11 protein-coding genes and 1 pseudogene are annotated in these 15,537 nt (G+C 72.1%); 4 read left to right on the forward strand and 8 right to left on the reverse strand.

Features of this window, described 5'->3' with window-relative positions; translation table 11 throughout:
* The first annotated feature begins 261 nt into the window (after positions 1-261).
* On the forward strand, positions 262-1,191 hold the full coding sequence (locus AB0F71_RS28810; protein WP_360240025.1) for an alpha/beta hydrolase: 930 nt from the start codon (positions 262-264) through the stop codon (positions 1,189-1,191).
* A 223-nt stretch (positions 1,192-1,414) separates the two neighbouring features.
* On the opposite strand, the gene AB0F71_RS28815 is transcribed toward AB0F71_RS28810, so the two are convergent.
* The 5 genes and pseudogenes from AB0F71_RS28815 to AB0F71_RS28835 all read right to left on the reverse strand — a co-directional run bounded on the left by AB0F71_RS28815 (position 1,415) and on the right by AB0F71_RS28835 (position 6,740).
* Positions 1,415-2,884: a serine/threonine-protein kinase gene (locus AB0F71_RS28815; RefSeq protein WP_360240028.1), complete on the reverse strand. Its 1,470-nt coding sequence runs from the start codon at positions 2,882-2,884 to the stop codon at positions 1,415-1,417.
* 293 nt (positions 2,885-3,177) lie between these two features.
* Positions 3,178-3,786, reverse strand: coding sequence for a hypothetical protein (locus tag AB0F71_RS28820; RefSeq protein WP_097238847.1), 609 nt, complete (start codon positions 3,784-3,786; stop codon positions 3,178-3,180).
* 303 nt (positions 3,787-4,089) lie between these two features.
* Positions 4,090-4,251, reverse strand: a pseudogene (locus AB0F71_RS28825) (ATP-binding cassette domain-containing protein); the annotation flags it as partial.
* Between the two features lie 78 nt (positions 4,252-4,329).
* On the reverse strand, positions 4,330-5,964 hold the full coding sequence (abc-f, locus tag AB0F71_RS28830; protein WP_360240032.1) for a ribosomal protection-like ABC-F family protein: 1,635 nt from the start codon (positions 5,962-5,964) through the stop codon (positions 4,330-4,332).
* Positions 5,965-6,491: 527 nt separating this feature from the next.
* Complete coding sequence (locus AB0F71_RS28835; protein WP_360240035.1) at positions 6,492-6,740, reverse strand: hypothetical protein; 249 nt, start codon at positions 6,738-6,740, stop codon at positions 6,492-6,494.
* A gap of 221 nt (positions 6,741-6,961) precedes the next feature.
* Here AB0F71_RS28835 and AB0F71_RS28840 point away from each other — a divergent pair, with 221 nt between their 5' ends.
* Complete coding sequence (locus AB0F71_RS28840; RefSeq protein WP_360240038.1) at positions 6,962-8,590, forward strand: tannase/feruloyl esterase family alpha/beta hydrolase; 1,629 nt, start codon at positions 6,962-6,964, stop codon at positions 8,588-8,590.
* A 78-nt stretch (positions 8,591-8,668) separates the two neighbouring features.
* Here AB0F71_RS28840 and AB0F71_RS28845 read toward each other — a convergent pair whose 3' ends face one another.
* Entirely contained in the window at positions 8,669-8,869 is a 201-nt protein-coding gene (locus tag AB0F71_RS28845; RefSeq protein ID WP_360240041.1) for a hypothetical protein, read from the reverse strand.
* Between the two features lie 33 nt (positions 8,870-8,902).
* Positions 8,903-9,970 (reverse strand): alpha/beta hydrolase, encoded by a 1,068-nt coding sequence (locus tag AB0F71_RS28850; protein WP_360240044.1) that lies wholly within the window; start codon positions 9,968-9,970, stop codon positions 8,903-8,905.
* A gap of 241 nt (positions 9,971-10,211) precedes the next feature.
* Between AB0F71_RS28850 and AB0F71_RS28855 the strand changes: the two genes are divergently transcribed.
* Complete coding sequence (locus tag AB0F71_RS28855; protein WP_360240047.1) at positions 10,212-10,973, forward strand: alpha/beta hydrolase; 762 nt, start codon at positions 10,212-10,214, stop codon at positions 10,971-10,973.
* Positions 10,974-10,982: 9 nt separating this feature from the next.
* On the opposite strand, the gene AB0F71_RS28860 is transcribed toward AB0F71_RS28855, so the two are convergent.
* A complete protein-coding gene (locus tag AB0F71_RS28860; protein ID WP_360240050.1) occupies positions 10,983-13,826 on the reverse strand; it encodes an AAA family ATPase in 2,844 nt (947 codons plus the stop codon).
* A gap of 274 nt (positions 13,827-14,100) precedes the next feature.
* Between AB0F71_RS28860 and AB0F71_RS28865 the strand changes: the two genes are divergently transcribed.
* Positions 14,101-15,441: a GH1 family beta-glucosidase gene (locus AB0F71_RS28865; RefSeq protein ID WP_360240053.1), complete on the forward strand. Its 1,341-nt coding sequence runs from the start codon at positions 14,101-14,103 to the stop codon at positions 15,439-15,441.
* Positions 15,442-15,537: the final 96 nt, after the last annotated feature.

A 15,537-nucleotide genomic window follows, 5' to 3' on the forward strand; every position in this document is an offset into this window, starting at 1 on the left:
GCATGACCCAAAAGGCAGCCGACGTCAGATGACTGAGGTGCCGCTGCAGCGCCCAGGGGCACAGTGGACGGGAAAGCCCGGCCGCCCGGTGGCAGGACCTTCCGCGGGGGCGGGCAGGGCATCTGGAAAGCCGTGGCCAGAAGTGGCCGAGGCCCTCCCGGCGCGAGCGCAACGACAAGGCAACCCGCTTCCGGAATCCGCAGGCAGCCCTCGACTGGCGAGGGAATGCAAGCACCCCAAACTGACAGGAGAATCTGCCCAATGCCCAGGACGGACGTCCGCTTCGACAGCGCCGGCATCGGAGTCGCCGCACACCTGTACATCCCCGACAACGCTGCCCAGGGTCCGCTCCCTGCGCTGGTGGTCGGTCACCCTGGAACAGGAGTGAAGGAGCAGACCTCCGGCACTTACGCGCGACAGCTTGCGGAGCGTGGATTCGTCACCCTCGCCTTCGACGCGGCCTACCAGGGCGAGTCCGGCGGCCTTCCGCGAGGGCTGGAGGACCCGGCCCAGCGGGTGGAGGACTTCAAGGCCGCGGTGTCGTACCTGCTCACCCGTGAGGAGGTCGATGCAGAGCGGATCGGCCTGCTCGGTATCTGTGCCTCGGGCGGGTATTCACTGGCTGCCGCGAGCGGTGACAGTCGGGTGCGGGCGGTGGCCACAGTGAGCACCGCCGACCCCTCACGCCAGTTCCGGTTGGGGGCCGACGGCAGCCAGGACCCGGCTGTATTCCGGACTCTGCTGGTGGAAGCCGCCCGGGCCCGTACCGCTGCTGCCCGCGGGGAGGAGCCCGGCGTGATGACGATGTTCCCGCAGACCGCCGAGCAAGCACGCGCCCTGGGCGGTGAGCACGGGGTCGAGGGGTTCGAGTACTACTGCACCACGCGTGGCGCGCATGAGCGGTCCGCCAAATTCCTGGCCTGGGAGAGCATCGACCGGCTCGCCGGCTACGACCCGTTCTTCGCCGTCCCGCTGATCGGCCCCCGCCCGGTCCTCCAGATCATCGGGGAGCGAGCAGTCACCGCCTGGATGGCCATCGAGGCACACCAGCGTGCCACGGGCCCCAAGGAGATCCACTGGATCAGCGGAGCCAGCCACGTCGACCTCTACGACAAGGCCGAGTACATCGACCCCGCTGTCGGCAAACTCACCGCCTACTTCGCTCGCCATCTGGCCGGCGTCACCGACTGACGGTTTCCCCACGTGGGTCACTCGTCACAGCGCGATCAGTCGCCCCGGCCGGCTGCTCATCGCTGCGGCGTTGCGGCGCGAGCAGGCCACGCGCGGCGTCGGCGACAACGGCGATCACAGCCGCGGGACGCGCCACGACACCGACGCCGACGACCACTTGCGCGCCGGCTGCTGCCGTGCGCGGCTCGCCGAGCGGCCGGCCCGACATGCCCGCAGGCGGCGGTCAGCGCTGGTTGAGCCAGCCGCAGACGAAGTAGTTCTGGTCCGCGTCCCGCTCGACGATCCACTGGTAGTTGACGTCGCCCGCCGGGCGCCCGGTGTTCGGGTCCTGTTGGGTGACCGTCGCCTCGACGCTGAGCTGGTCCGTCCCGACGGGTATGTCGTACGGCTGGAGCTGCCAGCGCGCGACGTAGTAGCCGTTGAGCGCGAACCCGAGCAGCGTCGAGCGCAGCCGGGGGCAGGTCCCGCTGCGCAGGGCCGTCATGTCGTGGTTGGCCAGGCCGTTCATGTACACCTGGAAGACCCGGTCGACGGCCGCACGGTCGAGCGTCGGGACGGCGGGCTTCGGCGTGTAGGTCGGCGTGCGCACCGGGGTCGGGGTCGGCGTCCGAGTCGGCGCGGGCGCGGTGCTGGAGCTGGTGCCGGCACTGCCGGCGGTCGTGGTGGGCGCACTGGTGGCCGCAGTCCTCCCGGCGTCGGATGCCGCTTCCGGCCACAGCTTCCACGTCGCAACGGCGACGGCAGCCGCCAGGACAACTGCGAGGAGCGCGCGGCGGGTTCGCGTGTGCCGTTCCACCGGTGGCGCCAGGCGCATGGTGCCCGGCGTCGGGTGCGAGGCGGCGGGCGGCGCCCAGTCCCGTGGGAGGCGCTTGGTGTCGAGGGCGCGTCCGGAGAGCAGCTCGTGGGCGGCCTCGGCCGTCAGGCGGTCCGCGGGCGCCTTGCGGAGCAGGCCCGTCAGGAGCGGTGCGAGCGCCCCGGCGTGGGCGGCCGGTGTCGGCTCCTCCGTGACGATGGCCAGGAACACGGCCCCGGCGCCCGCACCGGCGAACGGCGGACGGCCCTCCAGGGCGGTGTAGAGCGTCGCGCCCAGGGCCCACAGGTCGGACTCGGCCGTCGCCGGGAGTCCACGGACCTGCTCGGGGGCCATGTAGGCCGGCGTGCCGAGGAGCGCGCCCGAGCGGGTCAGCGTCAGGTCGCCCTCGACGGCGGCGATCCCGAAGTCGGTCAGGACGACGCGCTCGCCCTCCAGCAGCACGTTGGAGGGCTTGATGTCCCGGTGGGTGATGCCCGCCGCATGAGCGGCCCGCAGTGCCTCAAGGACCTGCAGACCGATGCGCGCGACCCGCTCGGGCGGCAGCGAGCCCTCCTCCTGGAGGAGGTCGTCCAGCGAGCGCCCGCGGACCAGTTCCATGACGATCCACGGCAGCCCGTCCTCCCCCGCCACCCGGTCGTGGACGGTGATGACCCCGGGGTGCTTGAGCCTCGCGGCGGCACGGGCCTCGCGGTCAAGCCGCCCGATCCACGACTCCCGCTCGGCGGGCTCCATGCCCTCGGGCAGCCGCAGTTCCTTGACGGCCACCTCCCGGTCCAGTTGCTCGTCGTGGGCCCGCCAGACCGTCCCCATGCCGCCCCGGCCGAGCACGTCGCGCAGCCGGTACCGCCCGGCCAGCAGGCGCCCGAAGTTGTCAGTCACGACACGGAACCTAACGCATCACCGGCGGCCGTCGAACGGAAACGAACGATCAGGGGCCAGAGTCGGTCAGCAGGGAGTGAGGAGGCAGAACTTGTACTCCTGCGGGTCGGCGAGCACGGTCCAGGAGATCGCGGACCGCCCGAGCTCGGTCTGGCCGACGGACTGGCCGCGATCGGCCTCGCGCCGCAGCGGCTGCGCTACTACGACCGGGCCGGCGCGCCCTCTCCACCTGGCGGGGCCGGTGAGCGGGCGGGCCCGAGCGCAACACGCTCGGGCCCGCCCGGGGCTACGGCTCAGCCCAGCGTGCAGGCGAGCTCTGCCTTGATCCTGTTTCGGAGGTCCTCCTGGGCATAGCACTGGCCGCTGTAGACGTCCTGGAACTGGGGGCTGATGAGGTGGACGTTCACGATCTCGGTCACGATGTTGACGTTCCCCTGAGCCACGATGGTGTTGTGCGCGACCGCCACCTGTCCCGTCGGAGCCGTCCGGGCGCCGATGACGCCGCCCTCACCGTAGATCAGGTTGGTGATCTTGGTGTAGATGGTCACCTCCTTGCCCTGGATGTTGTTGCCGACGATGGCGACCGACCAGTCCTTGTAGTTGCGCTGCCAGCCGAAGTGGGTCTTCTGATTCAGGGCCTGCACGGCGCCGTAACCGAGCACGGATACCCAGCGGTGCGGGAGCAGCGGGCGCCCGGCCGGGTGGTCGCGGGGCTTCGCAGGCTCTCCCGACTGCGCGGCCTCGTACAGGTCCTGGGTCCCCATGCTCAGGCGGTCCGCCGCCGAAACCACCTGGGGTGCGGCGCTGGCCGGCGCGGCGATGGCGCCGGTGACGGCCAGTGCCGCGACCGCGGCGACCGCGGCCGTCTTCCACTTCCCGCCGGGCCGCTGACTGATGGTCATTCTGTTACTCCTCGTTCTCATCTATCAACGAGCGCGCGGCGCGCCGGACGCGCCCGCCGCCGGGCACCCCCGGCTCGCACCACTGTCGCCGACCCGTCCCCGGCACACATCAGTCATTTGACTGCAGGACACACCCAGGGCCTCGGCGGGTCTGCGCGGCGGGCGCCGCCGGCCGACAGGGCTGCGCCGGCGCCACGTTCTGTTCCGGCGGGCCGACGGTTCCTTCTACCAGCGGCATTGATGCCGGGCCGTAGGTGCCGAAGGCGAAGCACTGCAGGCCGTCGCCATGGTCGAGCACGGTGGAGTGCCGGCGAGAACCCGCAACAGGGTGGACTTGCCGGCGCCGTTCTCCCCGATCAGGCCGATCCGGTGGCCGGGGGAGGCGGTCAGGCAGACGCCGTCGAGGACGCGTCGGCCGCCGAGGCTGCGGACGACGTCATGGGCGAGCAGGGCGTGCTGGGGCACGGGGTGCCTTCCGAGGTGAGGGGTGGTGGGCCCGCCGAGCACGGAGCCTCGGGCGCGGGCCGGTCATATGTCGGCGGCTCACACCGCGGGGGCCGCAGCCTCCTTCAGCGTGCCGTCGGCCAGCCGGAGCCAGCGGTTCACCCCGATCTCGGCGAGGAAGCGCTCGTCGTGACTGACGACCAGGAAGGCGCCCCGGTAGGAGTTCAGGGCGCTCTCCAGCTGCCCCGTACTGACCAGGTCGAGGTTGTTGGTCGGCTCGTCGAGCAGCAGCAGGTGCGGGGCCGGCTCCGCGCAGAGCACGCAGGCCAGGGTGGCGCGCAGCCGCTCGCCGCCGGAGAGCACCCCGACCGGCAGGTGGGCCCGGGCGCCGCGGAACAGGAAGCGGGCCAGCAGGTTCATCCGCTCCGCCTCGGGCCGCTCGGGGGCGAACGCGGCGAGGTTCTCCGCCACGGTGCGGTCGAGGTCCAGCAGGTCCAGGCGCTGCGAGAGGTAGGCGATCCGCCCGTCGTTGCGCGTGATCTCCCCGCCGTCCGAGGTCAGTTCGCCGGTGACCAAGCGCAGCAGGGTGCTCTTCCCGGCGCCGTTGGGCCCGGTCAGCGCGATCCGCTCGGGGCCGCGGATGCTCAGGTCGACGCCGCCGTCGGCGAACACCGGCCGGCCGGCGTGGCGCACCTGCAGTCCCTCGCCGATGAAGAGGTTGCGCCCGGCGGGTACCTGGGTGTCGGGCAGGTCCAGGGAGAGGCGCTGCTCCTCGCGCAGGGCGCGTCCGGCCTCGTCGAGCCGGGACTTGGCCTCGCTGACCCGGGCCGCGTGCATCTGGCCCGCCCGGCCTGCGGACTCCTGTGCGCCGCGCTTCATGTTGCCGGCGAAGATGCGGGGCAGGCCGGCGTTCTTGAGGTTGCGGGCGGCGTTGCTTGCGCGGCGTTCGGCGCGCTCGCGGGCCTGCTGCATCTCCCGCTTCTCCCGCTTGAGCTCCTGTTCGGCGTTGCGGACGTTCTTCTCGGCGACTTCCTGCTCGGCCCGGACGGCCTCCTCGTACGTGGTGAAGTCGCCGCCGTAGAAACGTAGTTCGCCGCTGCCGAGTTCGGCGATGTGCTGCATCCGGTCGAGCAGCGCGCGGTCGTGGCTGACCAGCAGCAGGCAGCCGTTGAAGTCCGCCAGCACGTCGTAGAGCTTGTGCCGGGCCTGAGCGTCGAGGTTGTTGGTCGGCTCGTCGAGCAGCAGCACGTCCGGGCGCTTGAGGAGTTGGGCGGCGAGGCCGAGGGAGACGATCTGGCCGCCGCTGAGCGTGCTCAGGCTGCGGTCCAGGGTGAGGTCGGCCAGGCCGAGACGGTCGAGCTGGGCGCGGGTGCGTTCCTCGATGTCCCAGTCGTCGCCGATGGTGGTGAAGTGTCGCTCGTCGACGTCGCCGGACTCGACGGCGTCGATGGCCCGGATGATCCCGGCGATGTCGAGCACCTCGGCGACGGTGAGATCGGAGGTGAGGGGGAGGGTCTGACGGAGGTGGCCGAGCCGTCCGGTGACCGACACCGAGCCGGTGGCGGGCTTGAGTTCGCCGGAGATCAGCTTGAGCAGGGTGCTCTTGCCGGAGCCGTTGGGGGCGACCAGGCCGATCCGGCCGGCGGGCACGGTGAAGGACAGGTCGTGGAAGACCGGGGTGTCGTCGGGCCAGGCGAAGGAGAGGTTGGAGCAGACGACGGCGGCGTCGGACATGGAGGTGACCTCGAAGGAGAGCGAGGGCGAGAGGGTGGACCTCTGCCCTGGGCAGGTGTGGGGAAAGGGGCACGACGATGCGGACCACGTCGGCTGCGGCGCTCGTGAAGCACCGGCCGGTGGCCGTCAGATCCGGATCTCACCCGGAGATGTCGTCGTCACCCGCCACGTCTGCCACTCCTCGATCACGCGAATACAGGTCACCTCGAATGTAACAGACGTGGCGTGTCGCCGCGGGTCGAGAAGGCGCGCCCCGGCCTGGCGCCGATCGACAACTGCTCTTCGCCGAAGGACGTTTCACCGCGCCTGTGCTCGCCGGGACCGCATCCTCGCGGTCACGTCCGCCGGCGCAGGTCCGGATCTTCCGGGTCAGCCGAGGCGGTAGCGGACCGGGAGGGAGAGTGCGCCGCGGATGATTCCGGGGCCGATTCAGTCGAGGGAGTCGATCGGGACGGCAAGCTCCAGTGAGGCGGCGCAGATTGGCGCGGTGGTGGCACCCCGACAGCAACCGGTGCAGCACCTTGCGGTCATGGACTTGCGACGCCGGACGCAGGGGATGAGACGGGAGCGCGGAGGGCGTGGACGCTGGAGCCGTCGGCGAACGCGCCGTGCTCCAGGACGACGGTCGGCTTCGGGCCCCGGTCGGCGGCCGAGTCCTCGGTCGCGGCGTTCGCGGTGCCGGCGACGGCGAACGCGCTGACGGTGGCGATCGCACCGGCCGCGGCGACGGCCCCGGCGACGAAGCGGTGCAGGCGGTTGCTCTCGATGCTGAACATGCAAACGCTCCAAGGGGTTTGAGCAGCGCAGTGGATCTGGCGGTCCTCACTGTCGCCCTCGGGCCGTTCCCGGCGCATCGGTCATGTGACTCCATGCTTCCGGCCGTTCCGGCCGTTCCGGTCCCCGGAGCCGTCCCGCCGACTTGCGTCAGGTGACTGATGTGCCGCCACCGCCTGGGCCACCACAGTGAGGGTGCCGTCCCCGATTCCGAGGAGAGATCATGAAACGACGGTTCCTGACCATCGTCGCGGCCTGTGTCCCCCTGGCCGCCGCCGCGGCCGTCTCCACACCGGTGAGCGCGTCGGCGTCCCTCGCCGTTGCCGGCCCCTCGTCCTACACCTGCGCTCCGTCCACGCTGCCGGCCCCGGAGGGCACCGCGGTGGAGTCCGTGACCGCGGCCGCCGTGCCGGCCGGCACCTTCCAGGTGCCCGGGGTGCCGCCGCTCGGCGGGGGCCAGGTGCCCGACGTCCCGGCGCACTGCGAGGTGACGGTCACGCTGACGCACCCTGGCGCGAACGACCACGCCAAGGTGAACGTCTGGCTGCCGCAGGCCGGTTGGAACGGCCGCTTCCAGGCGGTCGGCGGCAAGGCGTACGCCGCCGGGGACAACGGGGCCGGTCTCGCGGCGGCCGTCAAGCAGGGCTACGCCGCCGCCACCACCGACGCCGGCGTCGGCGGGCCCCTGGACACCGACTGGGCGCTGGACCCCTCCGGGCACGTCGACACCGCGCTGCTGGACAACTTCGCCTCCCGCTCCGCGCACGAGATGGCGCTGGTCGGCAAGCAGGTCGTGGCCGAGGTCTACGGCCGGGCGGCGTCCTACTCCTACTGGAACGGCTGCTCCACCGGCGGCCGCCAGGGCTACATGGAGGCCCAGCGCTACCCGAACGACTTCAACGGCATCAACGCCGCGGCGCCGGGCATCAACTGGAACCAGTTCGAGGTCGCCACCCTGTGGCCGCAGGTCGTGATGAACGAGGCGCACACCTACCCGACCGGCTGCGAGTTCGACGCCTTCAAGCAGGCCGCCCTCAAGGCCTGCGACAAGCTCGACGGCGTCGCCGACGGCCTGATCAGCGACCCGCAGCGGTGCGACTTCGACCCGCGGCGCCTGGTCGGCACGCGGATCGAGTGCGACGGCAAGCAGGTCACCGTCACCGAGGCGGACGCCGAGGTGGTCCGCAAGATCTGGGACGGCCCGCGCGACGTGAACGGCAAGCGGCTCTGGTACGGGCTGTCGATCGGCGCCGACTTCCTCCCCCTGGCGGCCACCAAGAAGGACGCGAACGGCGTCACCACGGGCGCGCCGTTCTTCGTCCCGTCGGTGTGGGCCGCCACGTTCGTGCAGGAGCAGCCCTCGTTCGACACCGCGAACCTCACCACCGCGACGTTCGAGGAGCTCTTCCGCAAGGCCCGCGCCGAGTACGACCCGGTCATCGGCACCCGGGACGCGGACCTCTCCGCGTTCCGCGACGCCGGCGGCAAGCTGATCACCTGGCACGGCGACGCCGACCAGCTGATCCCCACCGCGGGCACGGTCGACTACCGCAAGCGCGTGGACGAGGAGATGAGCGGCACGAGGAAGGTCGACGACTTCTACCGGCTCTTCCTGGCACCGGGCGTCTCGCACTGCGGCCTGGACGGTGGCAAGGTCGACGACCTGGCGTCACTGACCGCCTGGGTCGAGCACGGCAAGGCACCGGCGGTCCTGCACGCCGCCCTGACCACCGCCACCGGTGGGACCGTCGCCCGTGACCTGTGCCGCTACCCGATGGTCTCCCGCTACACCGGCCACGGTGACCCGAACGCCGCGAGCGGCTTCCGCTGCGTCCGCCCCTCGCGCGGCTGAGACCTGCGGTACAACAGGTTCGGGTCCGTGCCCCGGCCGGGGACGGACCCGAACTCTGTCGTACGTGACCCGCTGCGCTCAGAGAGCCAGATCCGCCGCCAGACAGGAGAACCTGACCGCCAGCGCGTCGGGGTCGTGGGCGTCCACCGCCCGGTACGCCGACGGCACCGCCTTCTCCTCGACCATGTCCTCGAAGGCGACACGCTCCGGGAGCGTGCCGAACCGGGCCTTGCGGACCGCCGCCGCCTGTCCGTTCGTGCTGGGACCAGGATCACTCACGTCCGTACCTCCTGTGGTCGGCATGCGCGTGGCTCAGAGGTGGTCGGCGTCCACCACGGCCTGGGCGAAGGCCGTCGGCGCCTCCTGCGGCGCGTTGTGGCCGATGCCGTCGAGCAGGCGGTGCTCGTACCGGCCGGTGAAGAACCTCCGGTACCCGCTGCCGTCGGTCGTGGGCAGGAACGGGTCGAGGGCGGGGTCCACGGCGATGGTCGGCACGGTGATGGCCGGCCGGGCCGCGAGCAGCTGCTCGTAGCGCTCGTAGCGGGGCTCGCCGTCGGCCAGGCCCAGGCGCCAGCGGTAGTTGTGGATCACGACGGCGGCGTAGTCGGGGTTCTCGAAGGCCGTGGCGGTGCGCTCGAAGGTGGCGTCGTCGAACTTCCAGGTCGGGGAGGTCTCCTCCCACACCAGCCGACACAGGTCGTGCCGGTTCTGCCTGGTCTCCATGGCGATGCGGCCGCGGTCGGTGGCGAAGTAGTACTGGTACCACCAGGTGTGCTCGGCCTTCGGCGGCAGCGGGTTCCGCTGCGACGGGAGGTTGACGATGAGGTAACCGCTCACCGCCACCAGGGCCTTGACCCGCTCCGGCCACAGCGCCGCGACGGTGCCGGCGGCCCGCGAGCCCCAGTCGAAGCCGGCCAGCACCGCCTTGTGGATCTTCAGGGCGTCCATCAGAGCGATGACGTCGACGGCGATCGCGGCCTGCTGCGCGTTGCGGACGGTCGTCGGGGACAGGAAGGTGGTGGTGCCGTGGCCCCGCAGGTACGGCACGATCACCCGGTAGCCGGCGTCGGCCAGCAGCGGCGCCACGTCGACATAGCTGTGGATGTCGAACGGCCAGCCGTGCAGGCAGATGACCACCGGGCCGTGCTTGGGCCCGGCCTCGGCGTAGCCGATGTCGAGCACGCCGGCCCGGACCCGCTTGAGCTCGGTGAACGCGGTGTGGGTGCCCGGGGCGATGGTCGGGATGACCGGGGCCGGGCGGCCGGGCTGCTCGGAACCGGCCGCGAAGGCGGCCGGAGCGTTCGACGCCGCGCCGACCGACACCGCCGTGGCGCCCATGCCGAGGCCTACTGCCTTGGTGAACGTACGCCTGTTGATCATGTCCGATCCTTCCTGGAGGCCCGCTGGTGCCTCCACTGTTCTTCGGCAACCGGCGTGACACATCAGTCACATGACGTCGAGACACCCGAAGAGGCGTAAGGCTCTGCCGGGCCGCCACATTCAGTCATTCGACTGTTTCCGCCGTGCTTCCGCTCGGTGATCCTCGAAGGAGCGCCGCGATGCCGGCGGATCGTCGTGTGCCGTCATGTGATCGTCGTGTGTGCAATCGGAAGGTCTGGCCGTGAAGCAAACCCCCGTCGTCCTCATCCACGGTGCGTGGTTCCACAGGTCCTCCTGGGAGAGCTGGGCCGAACGGTTCACCGCGTACGGCTACGCGGTGTGCGTCCCGGACTGGCCCGGCGAGGCCCCCACCGCCGACCAGGTCCGCCGCGATCCCGGGCCGCTGCGCGACCTCGGGCTCGCCGCGCTCACGGCCCACTACGAGAGGATCGTGCGTTCCTTCGACAACCCGCCGGTGCTCATCGGGCATTCAGCCGGCGGTCTGATCGCCCAGCGCCTCCTCGGCGCCGGCCTCGGCCGCGCCGCCGTGGCCCTCGCGCCGCTGCCGGCCGGTTCGACCCGGCACCTGTCCTTCGAGCCGCTGTCCCGGACCTGGTTCCGGCACGTCGTTTCCAACGCGGTCGGTGAGGAGGAGGCCGCGAAGCTCTACGACCGGTACGCCGTCCCGGCCCCGCTCCGGCTGCTCACGGACCTCGGGCGCGATCGCACCGCCGCCGGGTCGGCCGACACCGTCGTGGACACGGCCGATTCGGCGCGCGGACCGCTCCTGCTCGTGTCCGGCCAGGAGGACCGGATGGTCCCGGACGCCGTGACCCGCTCGGCCTACAAGCTCTACGGAGATTCCTCCGCCGTGACCGATCTGAAGCAGTTCGCCGATCGGGGGCACTCCCTGGTGTTCGACAGCGGCTGGCGCCCGGTCGCCGACCACGTCCTCGCCTGGCTGGCCGCGAACGGCATCGAGGCCGCGGACGCACAGGGCTGAGCGCGGGCGTCAGACCTGCGCCGCGTCGGTCCGGCTCAGGGTGTCGGTCCGGCTCAGCGCGTCGCGCAGCGCCGCCCGGGCCGTGATGCCCAGTTTGGGGAAGATGCGGTACAGGTGTGAGCTGACGGTGCGCGGCGACAGGTGCATCCGCTCGCCGATCTCCTTGTTCGTCAGACCGCTGGCGGCCAGGTCGGCGATGCGGCGTTCCTGCCAGGTCAGCGAGGCCAGGTTCAGCGTCGAGACGCGGGGCGGGATCCCAGTGGCGCGCAGTTCGGCCCGGGCCCGCTCGGTCCAGCCGGCCGCGCCCAGCCGCTCGAACGCCTCGGCCGCCGGGACCAGGTACGGCCGCGCCGCCGCCCGGCCCTGGACGTGGCACACCCGGACGCCGTGCGCCAGCCGGATCCGGGCCAACTCGAACGGGAAGCGGGCGGCGTCCGGGTGGGACTCGGCCCGGACGAACATCTCGGCGGCCTCCCGCTCGTCCTCGGCGGTCATCGCCAGCGCGCCGTAGGTGATCAGCGCCAGGCGGGGCGACACGGACGGCAGACCGGCGTCGCGGGCGGCGAGGGCGTGCGCCCGGGCCTGCTCGACGCGTCCGGTGTGCTGGGCGGCCTCGACGAGATCGAGCAGGGTACGGGAGGCCTGATACGTGTAGGGCCGGAACGTGCCCGGCTGCGTGATGCCGATGGCGTAGAGGTACGCGGCCTCGTAGTCGCCGGAGCCCAGCGCGGCGGTCGCGCCGGCGGAGTCGGCGACCTGGGTGAGGAACCCCAGTCCGCGCGGGCGGGCCCAGGCGTCCACCTCGGCCTGGAGGTCCCGCGCCCGCCCGACCTGTCCGCGCAGCGCCGCCAACTGGGCCAGGTACGCGCGGCTCTGGGTGGCGAACAGCTGGTGGCCGTGCTCGGTCGCCAGGTCCAGGCCGCGCTGTCCGGTTTCCTCGGCCTGGGCCCATTCGCCGGCCGCCATCTGGTCGAGCATGATCTGGTGCAGCATGACCATGCCGGTGGCCACGGCTCCGGTCTCCAGCTCGCGGTCCACGACGCGCTGCAGGTGGGGGCGGTAGTGGCTCAGGAGGTCGAGGTGGTACGCGGCCGCGCCGATCCGAGTGACGTCCCAGGGCTCCAGATTCGACAGGTTGGCGGCGGCGTCTCGCACCGGCCCGGCCCAGCCTGCCCCGTGCCTGGTCACATCGCTCCAGGTGTCGCTGAAGAGGCGCGGGCGTTCGGTGACGAGGTCGCTCATGGAGGCCAGGAGTTCGCGCGTGCTCTCCCAGACCGCGCGATCCCCGCCGAACTGACTGATCGCCAGGAGGAGGACCACCAGCCGGGTGAGGACCTCGTCAGGTTCGGCTTTGCCGACGGTCGACGCAGTGGTGCTGCCGACAGCCGGCGCAGCGGCTGTCCCGCGGTCCCGGAGCTTCTCGATCTCGGCCGAGACCTGGCGGTGCGTGGAGCGGACGTCCCCGTCCTGGTAGAGCGCCCGGTAGGCGGCCGCCAGCACCGAGGCCGGCGACTCCGTCGAGCCGGGCGCGAGGCCCGCCTGGACCAGCCGGTGCGCCTGGCCGAGGCGGGCGGCGTGACCGGCGACGAAGGCCGCGTCGGTCAGGCGCCGGGACCGGTCGGTGTGGTTCTCGCTGAGCTCGGCGGCCCGGGTCAGCCAGCTCACGGCCGCCAGCGCGCCGCCGCGCCGGGTCGCCGACTCGGCTGCCGCCTCCAGGACGTCGGCGACCTCCTCGTCCGGATCGACCGTCGCCGCCGCCAGGTGCGTCGCCCGGCGTTCGAGGTTCTCCCGGTGAAGCTGCGCCAGCGCCAGGTGCGCGGCGCGGCGCTGGTTGGGAGTGGCCATCCGCACGACGGCAGAACGTACGAGTGGGTGGCGGAAGACGAGATCACCGGTGACCGCGTCGCTGTCCAGCAGCCCGATGGCCACGGCCGCGTCGGCGTCGCGCATCGCGTAGCGGGTGCCGGGGACGGCGTCGGTGCCGCGCGGGGTTCCGGCTCCGTCGAGCGCGCCCGTCAGGAGTTCGGCCCGGACCTGCTCGTCGAGGGCCGCGATGCGGGCGCCGAACAGCCGTTGCAGCCGCCGGGGCAGCGGCACGCCGCGCTGACCGATGAGGTCTTCGAGCGGGAGGTCGCTCGACCGGCCCGCGAAGTGGGCGGGCAGCTCCACCAGGGCCAGCGGGTTGCCCTGGGCCTGGTCCAGGACGATCCGGCGGGCCTGTCGGCCCAGATCCGGATACCGATGGTCCAGCAGAAGTGCCGCCTCCTCGTCGGGGAGGGCGTCCACCGGCAGCTCGGGCAGTGCGGCGGTGTCGAAGCGCGAGGTGAGGTCGGTGCGGACCGCGACCAGGAGCTTCACCGGGCCGCCGGCCAGGCGCCGGCCCACGAAGCCGCAGACGTCGGCGCTGGCGTCGTCCAGCCACTGCCCGTCGTCGAGGACCAGCAGCAGCGGCCGCTGTGCGGCGGCGAGCGACAGCAGGTTGAGAGCGGCGATGCCGAGCGTCATGACCGAGGGCGGATCGCCCTGCACCCCGCCGAACACGGCGTCGAAGACCGCCCGGGTCCCGTCGTCCAGCCGCTCGACGTCGGCCAGCAGCGGATGGAGGAACTGGTGCAGCCCGGCATAGGGCAGCCCGGACTCCGCCTCGACGCCGGCGGCCCGGACCACCACGTGGCCCTCCTGCTCCGCCAGCGCGACGGCGTGGCTCAGCAGCGAACTCTTGCCGACCCCCGCCTCCCCGCGCAGGACGAGCGCCCGGCCCGTGGCGGACCCGAGGAACTCCGCGAGCTGCGCCCGCTCCTCCTCGCGGCCCACCAGCGTCGTGGTGACACCCCACCGCTGCGACCCAGTCATGCTCCGGCCCCTTCCCGCGTACGCCGACCACCGACCATGATCCCGGGAACGCGGGCCCTTCGAGCCCGTGTCGAACCCTGGCCCATACCCGGGCCGGGGCGGCCAGTGCCCCCTGACCCGCGGACCGCGAGCGGGTCGTCAGTCAAATGACTGGGGGTCAAGGGGGCTCCGGGGGCCGGTTGTGGAGTCTCCGGCACGTGGGCGACGGTCCTCTGGCGTTCTGAGGCCTCGCCGGTAACATGAGTCCTCCTCACGTTTGCGTTAGGAGGCTGTCATGCCGGACCGCTACGACCTACCGGCGGGGTTCCGCTGGGGTGCCGCCACCGCCGCGTACCAGATTGAGGGGGCGGTGGCGGAGGACGGCCGTGGCCCGTCCGTGTGGGACACCTTCTGTGCCCGCCCCGGGGTCATCCGCGACGGGCACACGGGGGCGGTGGCGTGTGACCACTACCACCGGTACCCCGAGGACATTGCCCTGATGAAGGGCCTGGGGCTGGACGGCTACCGCTTCTCGGTCTCCTGGTCCCGGGTCCTGCCCGCCGGCGCGGGCGCCGTCAATCCGGCCGGACTCGCCTTCTACGACCGACTCGTGGACGCACTGCTGGAGGCGGGCATCACCCCGCTGCCCACCCTCTTCCACTGGGACCTCCCGCAGGCCCTGGAGGACCACGGCGGCTGGCTCGACCGCGACACCGCGTACCGCTTCGCCGACTACGCCGCCCTCGTCACCGACCGCCTCGGCGACCGGGTCCCCGCCTGGATCACCCTCAACGAGCCCTTCGTCCACACCGTCTTCGGCTACGCGCTGGGCACCCACGCCCCCGGCCGCACCCTGATGTTCCAGGCCCTCCCGGCTGCCCACCACCAGCTGCTCGGCCACGGCCTGGCCGCCTCGATCCTCCACGACCGCGGCCTGGAGGTGATGCTCTCCAACAACCTCACCCCCGTCGAACCGGCCTCCGACTCCGCCGCCGACCAGGCCGCCGCCGAGGCCTACGACGCCCTCCACAACCGGCTGTTCACCGACCCCGTCCTGCTCGGCCGCTACCCCGACCTCTCCGCCCTCGGCGTCCCCGACGACATCTACGGTGCCGTGCACGACGGCGACCTCGACCTCATCCACACCCCCGGCCTCGACGCCCTCGGCCTCAACTTCTACAACCCCACCCGCGTCGCCGCCCCCACCACCCCGGACCTCCCCTTCGACCTCGTCGACATCCCCGAAGCCCCCCACACCGCCTTCGGCTGGCCCGTCGTCCCCGACGCCCTCACCCGCCTCCTCCTCCACCTCCGCGACACCTACGGCAAGGCCCTCCCGCCCATCACCATCACCGAGAACGGCTGCTCCGTCGCCGAGGAGACCGTCCCCGACCAGCCCCGCATCGACTACCTGGCCGCCCACCTCGACGCCCTCGCCCAGGCCGTCGCCGAGGGCCTCGACATCCGCGGCTACTACACCTGGTCCCTCCTCGACAACTTCGAATGGGCCGAGGGCTACCACCAGCGCTTCGGCCTCGTCCACGTCGACTTCGCCACGCAGAAGCGCACCCCGAGGGCCTCGTATGCCTGGTATCGCGACCTGATCGCCGCCCAACGGGCCCGGCAAGGGCGGTAGTCGGGAAGACAGCCTCCGGTGCCACCTCCTCCGAGTGGCGTGCCCGTGCCGGCTCCTGGTGTGACATTAGGAGAGGTGTGGCGGCCGGGGAGATCC

The sequence above is a fragment of the Kitasatospora sp. NPDC028055 genome, assembly GCF_040637885.1.
Lineage (GTDB): Bacteria > Actinomycetota > Actinomycetes > Streptomycetales > Streptomycetaceae > Kitasatospora.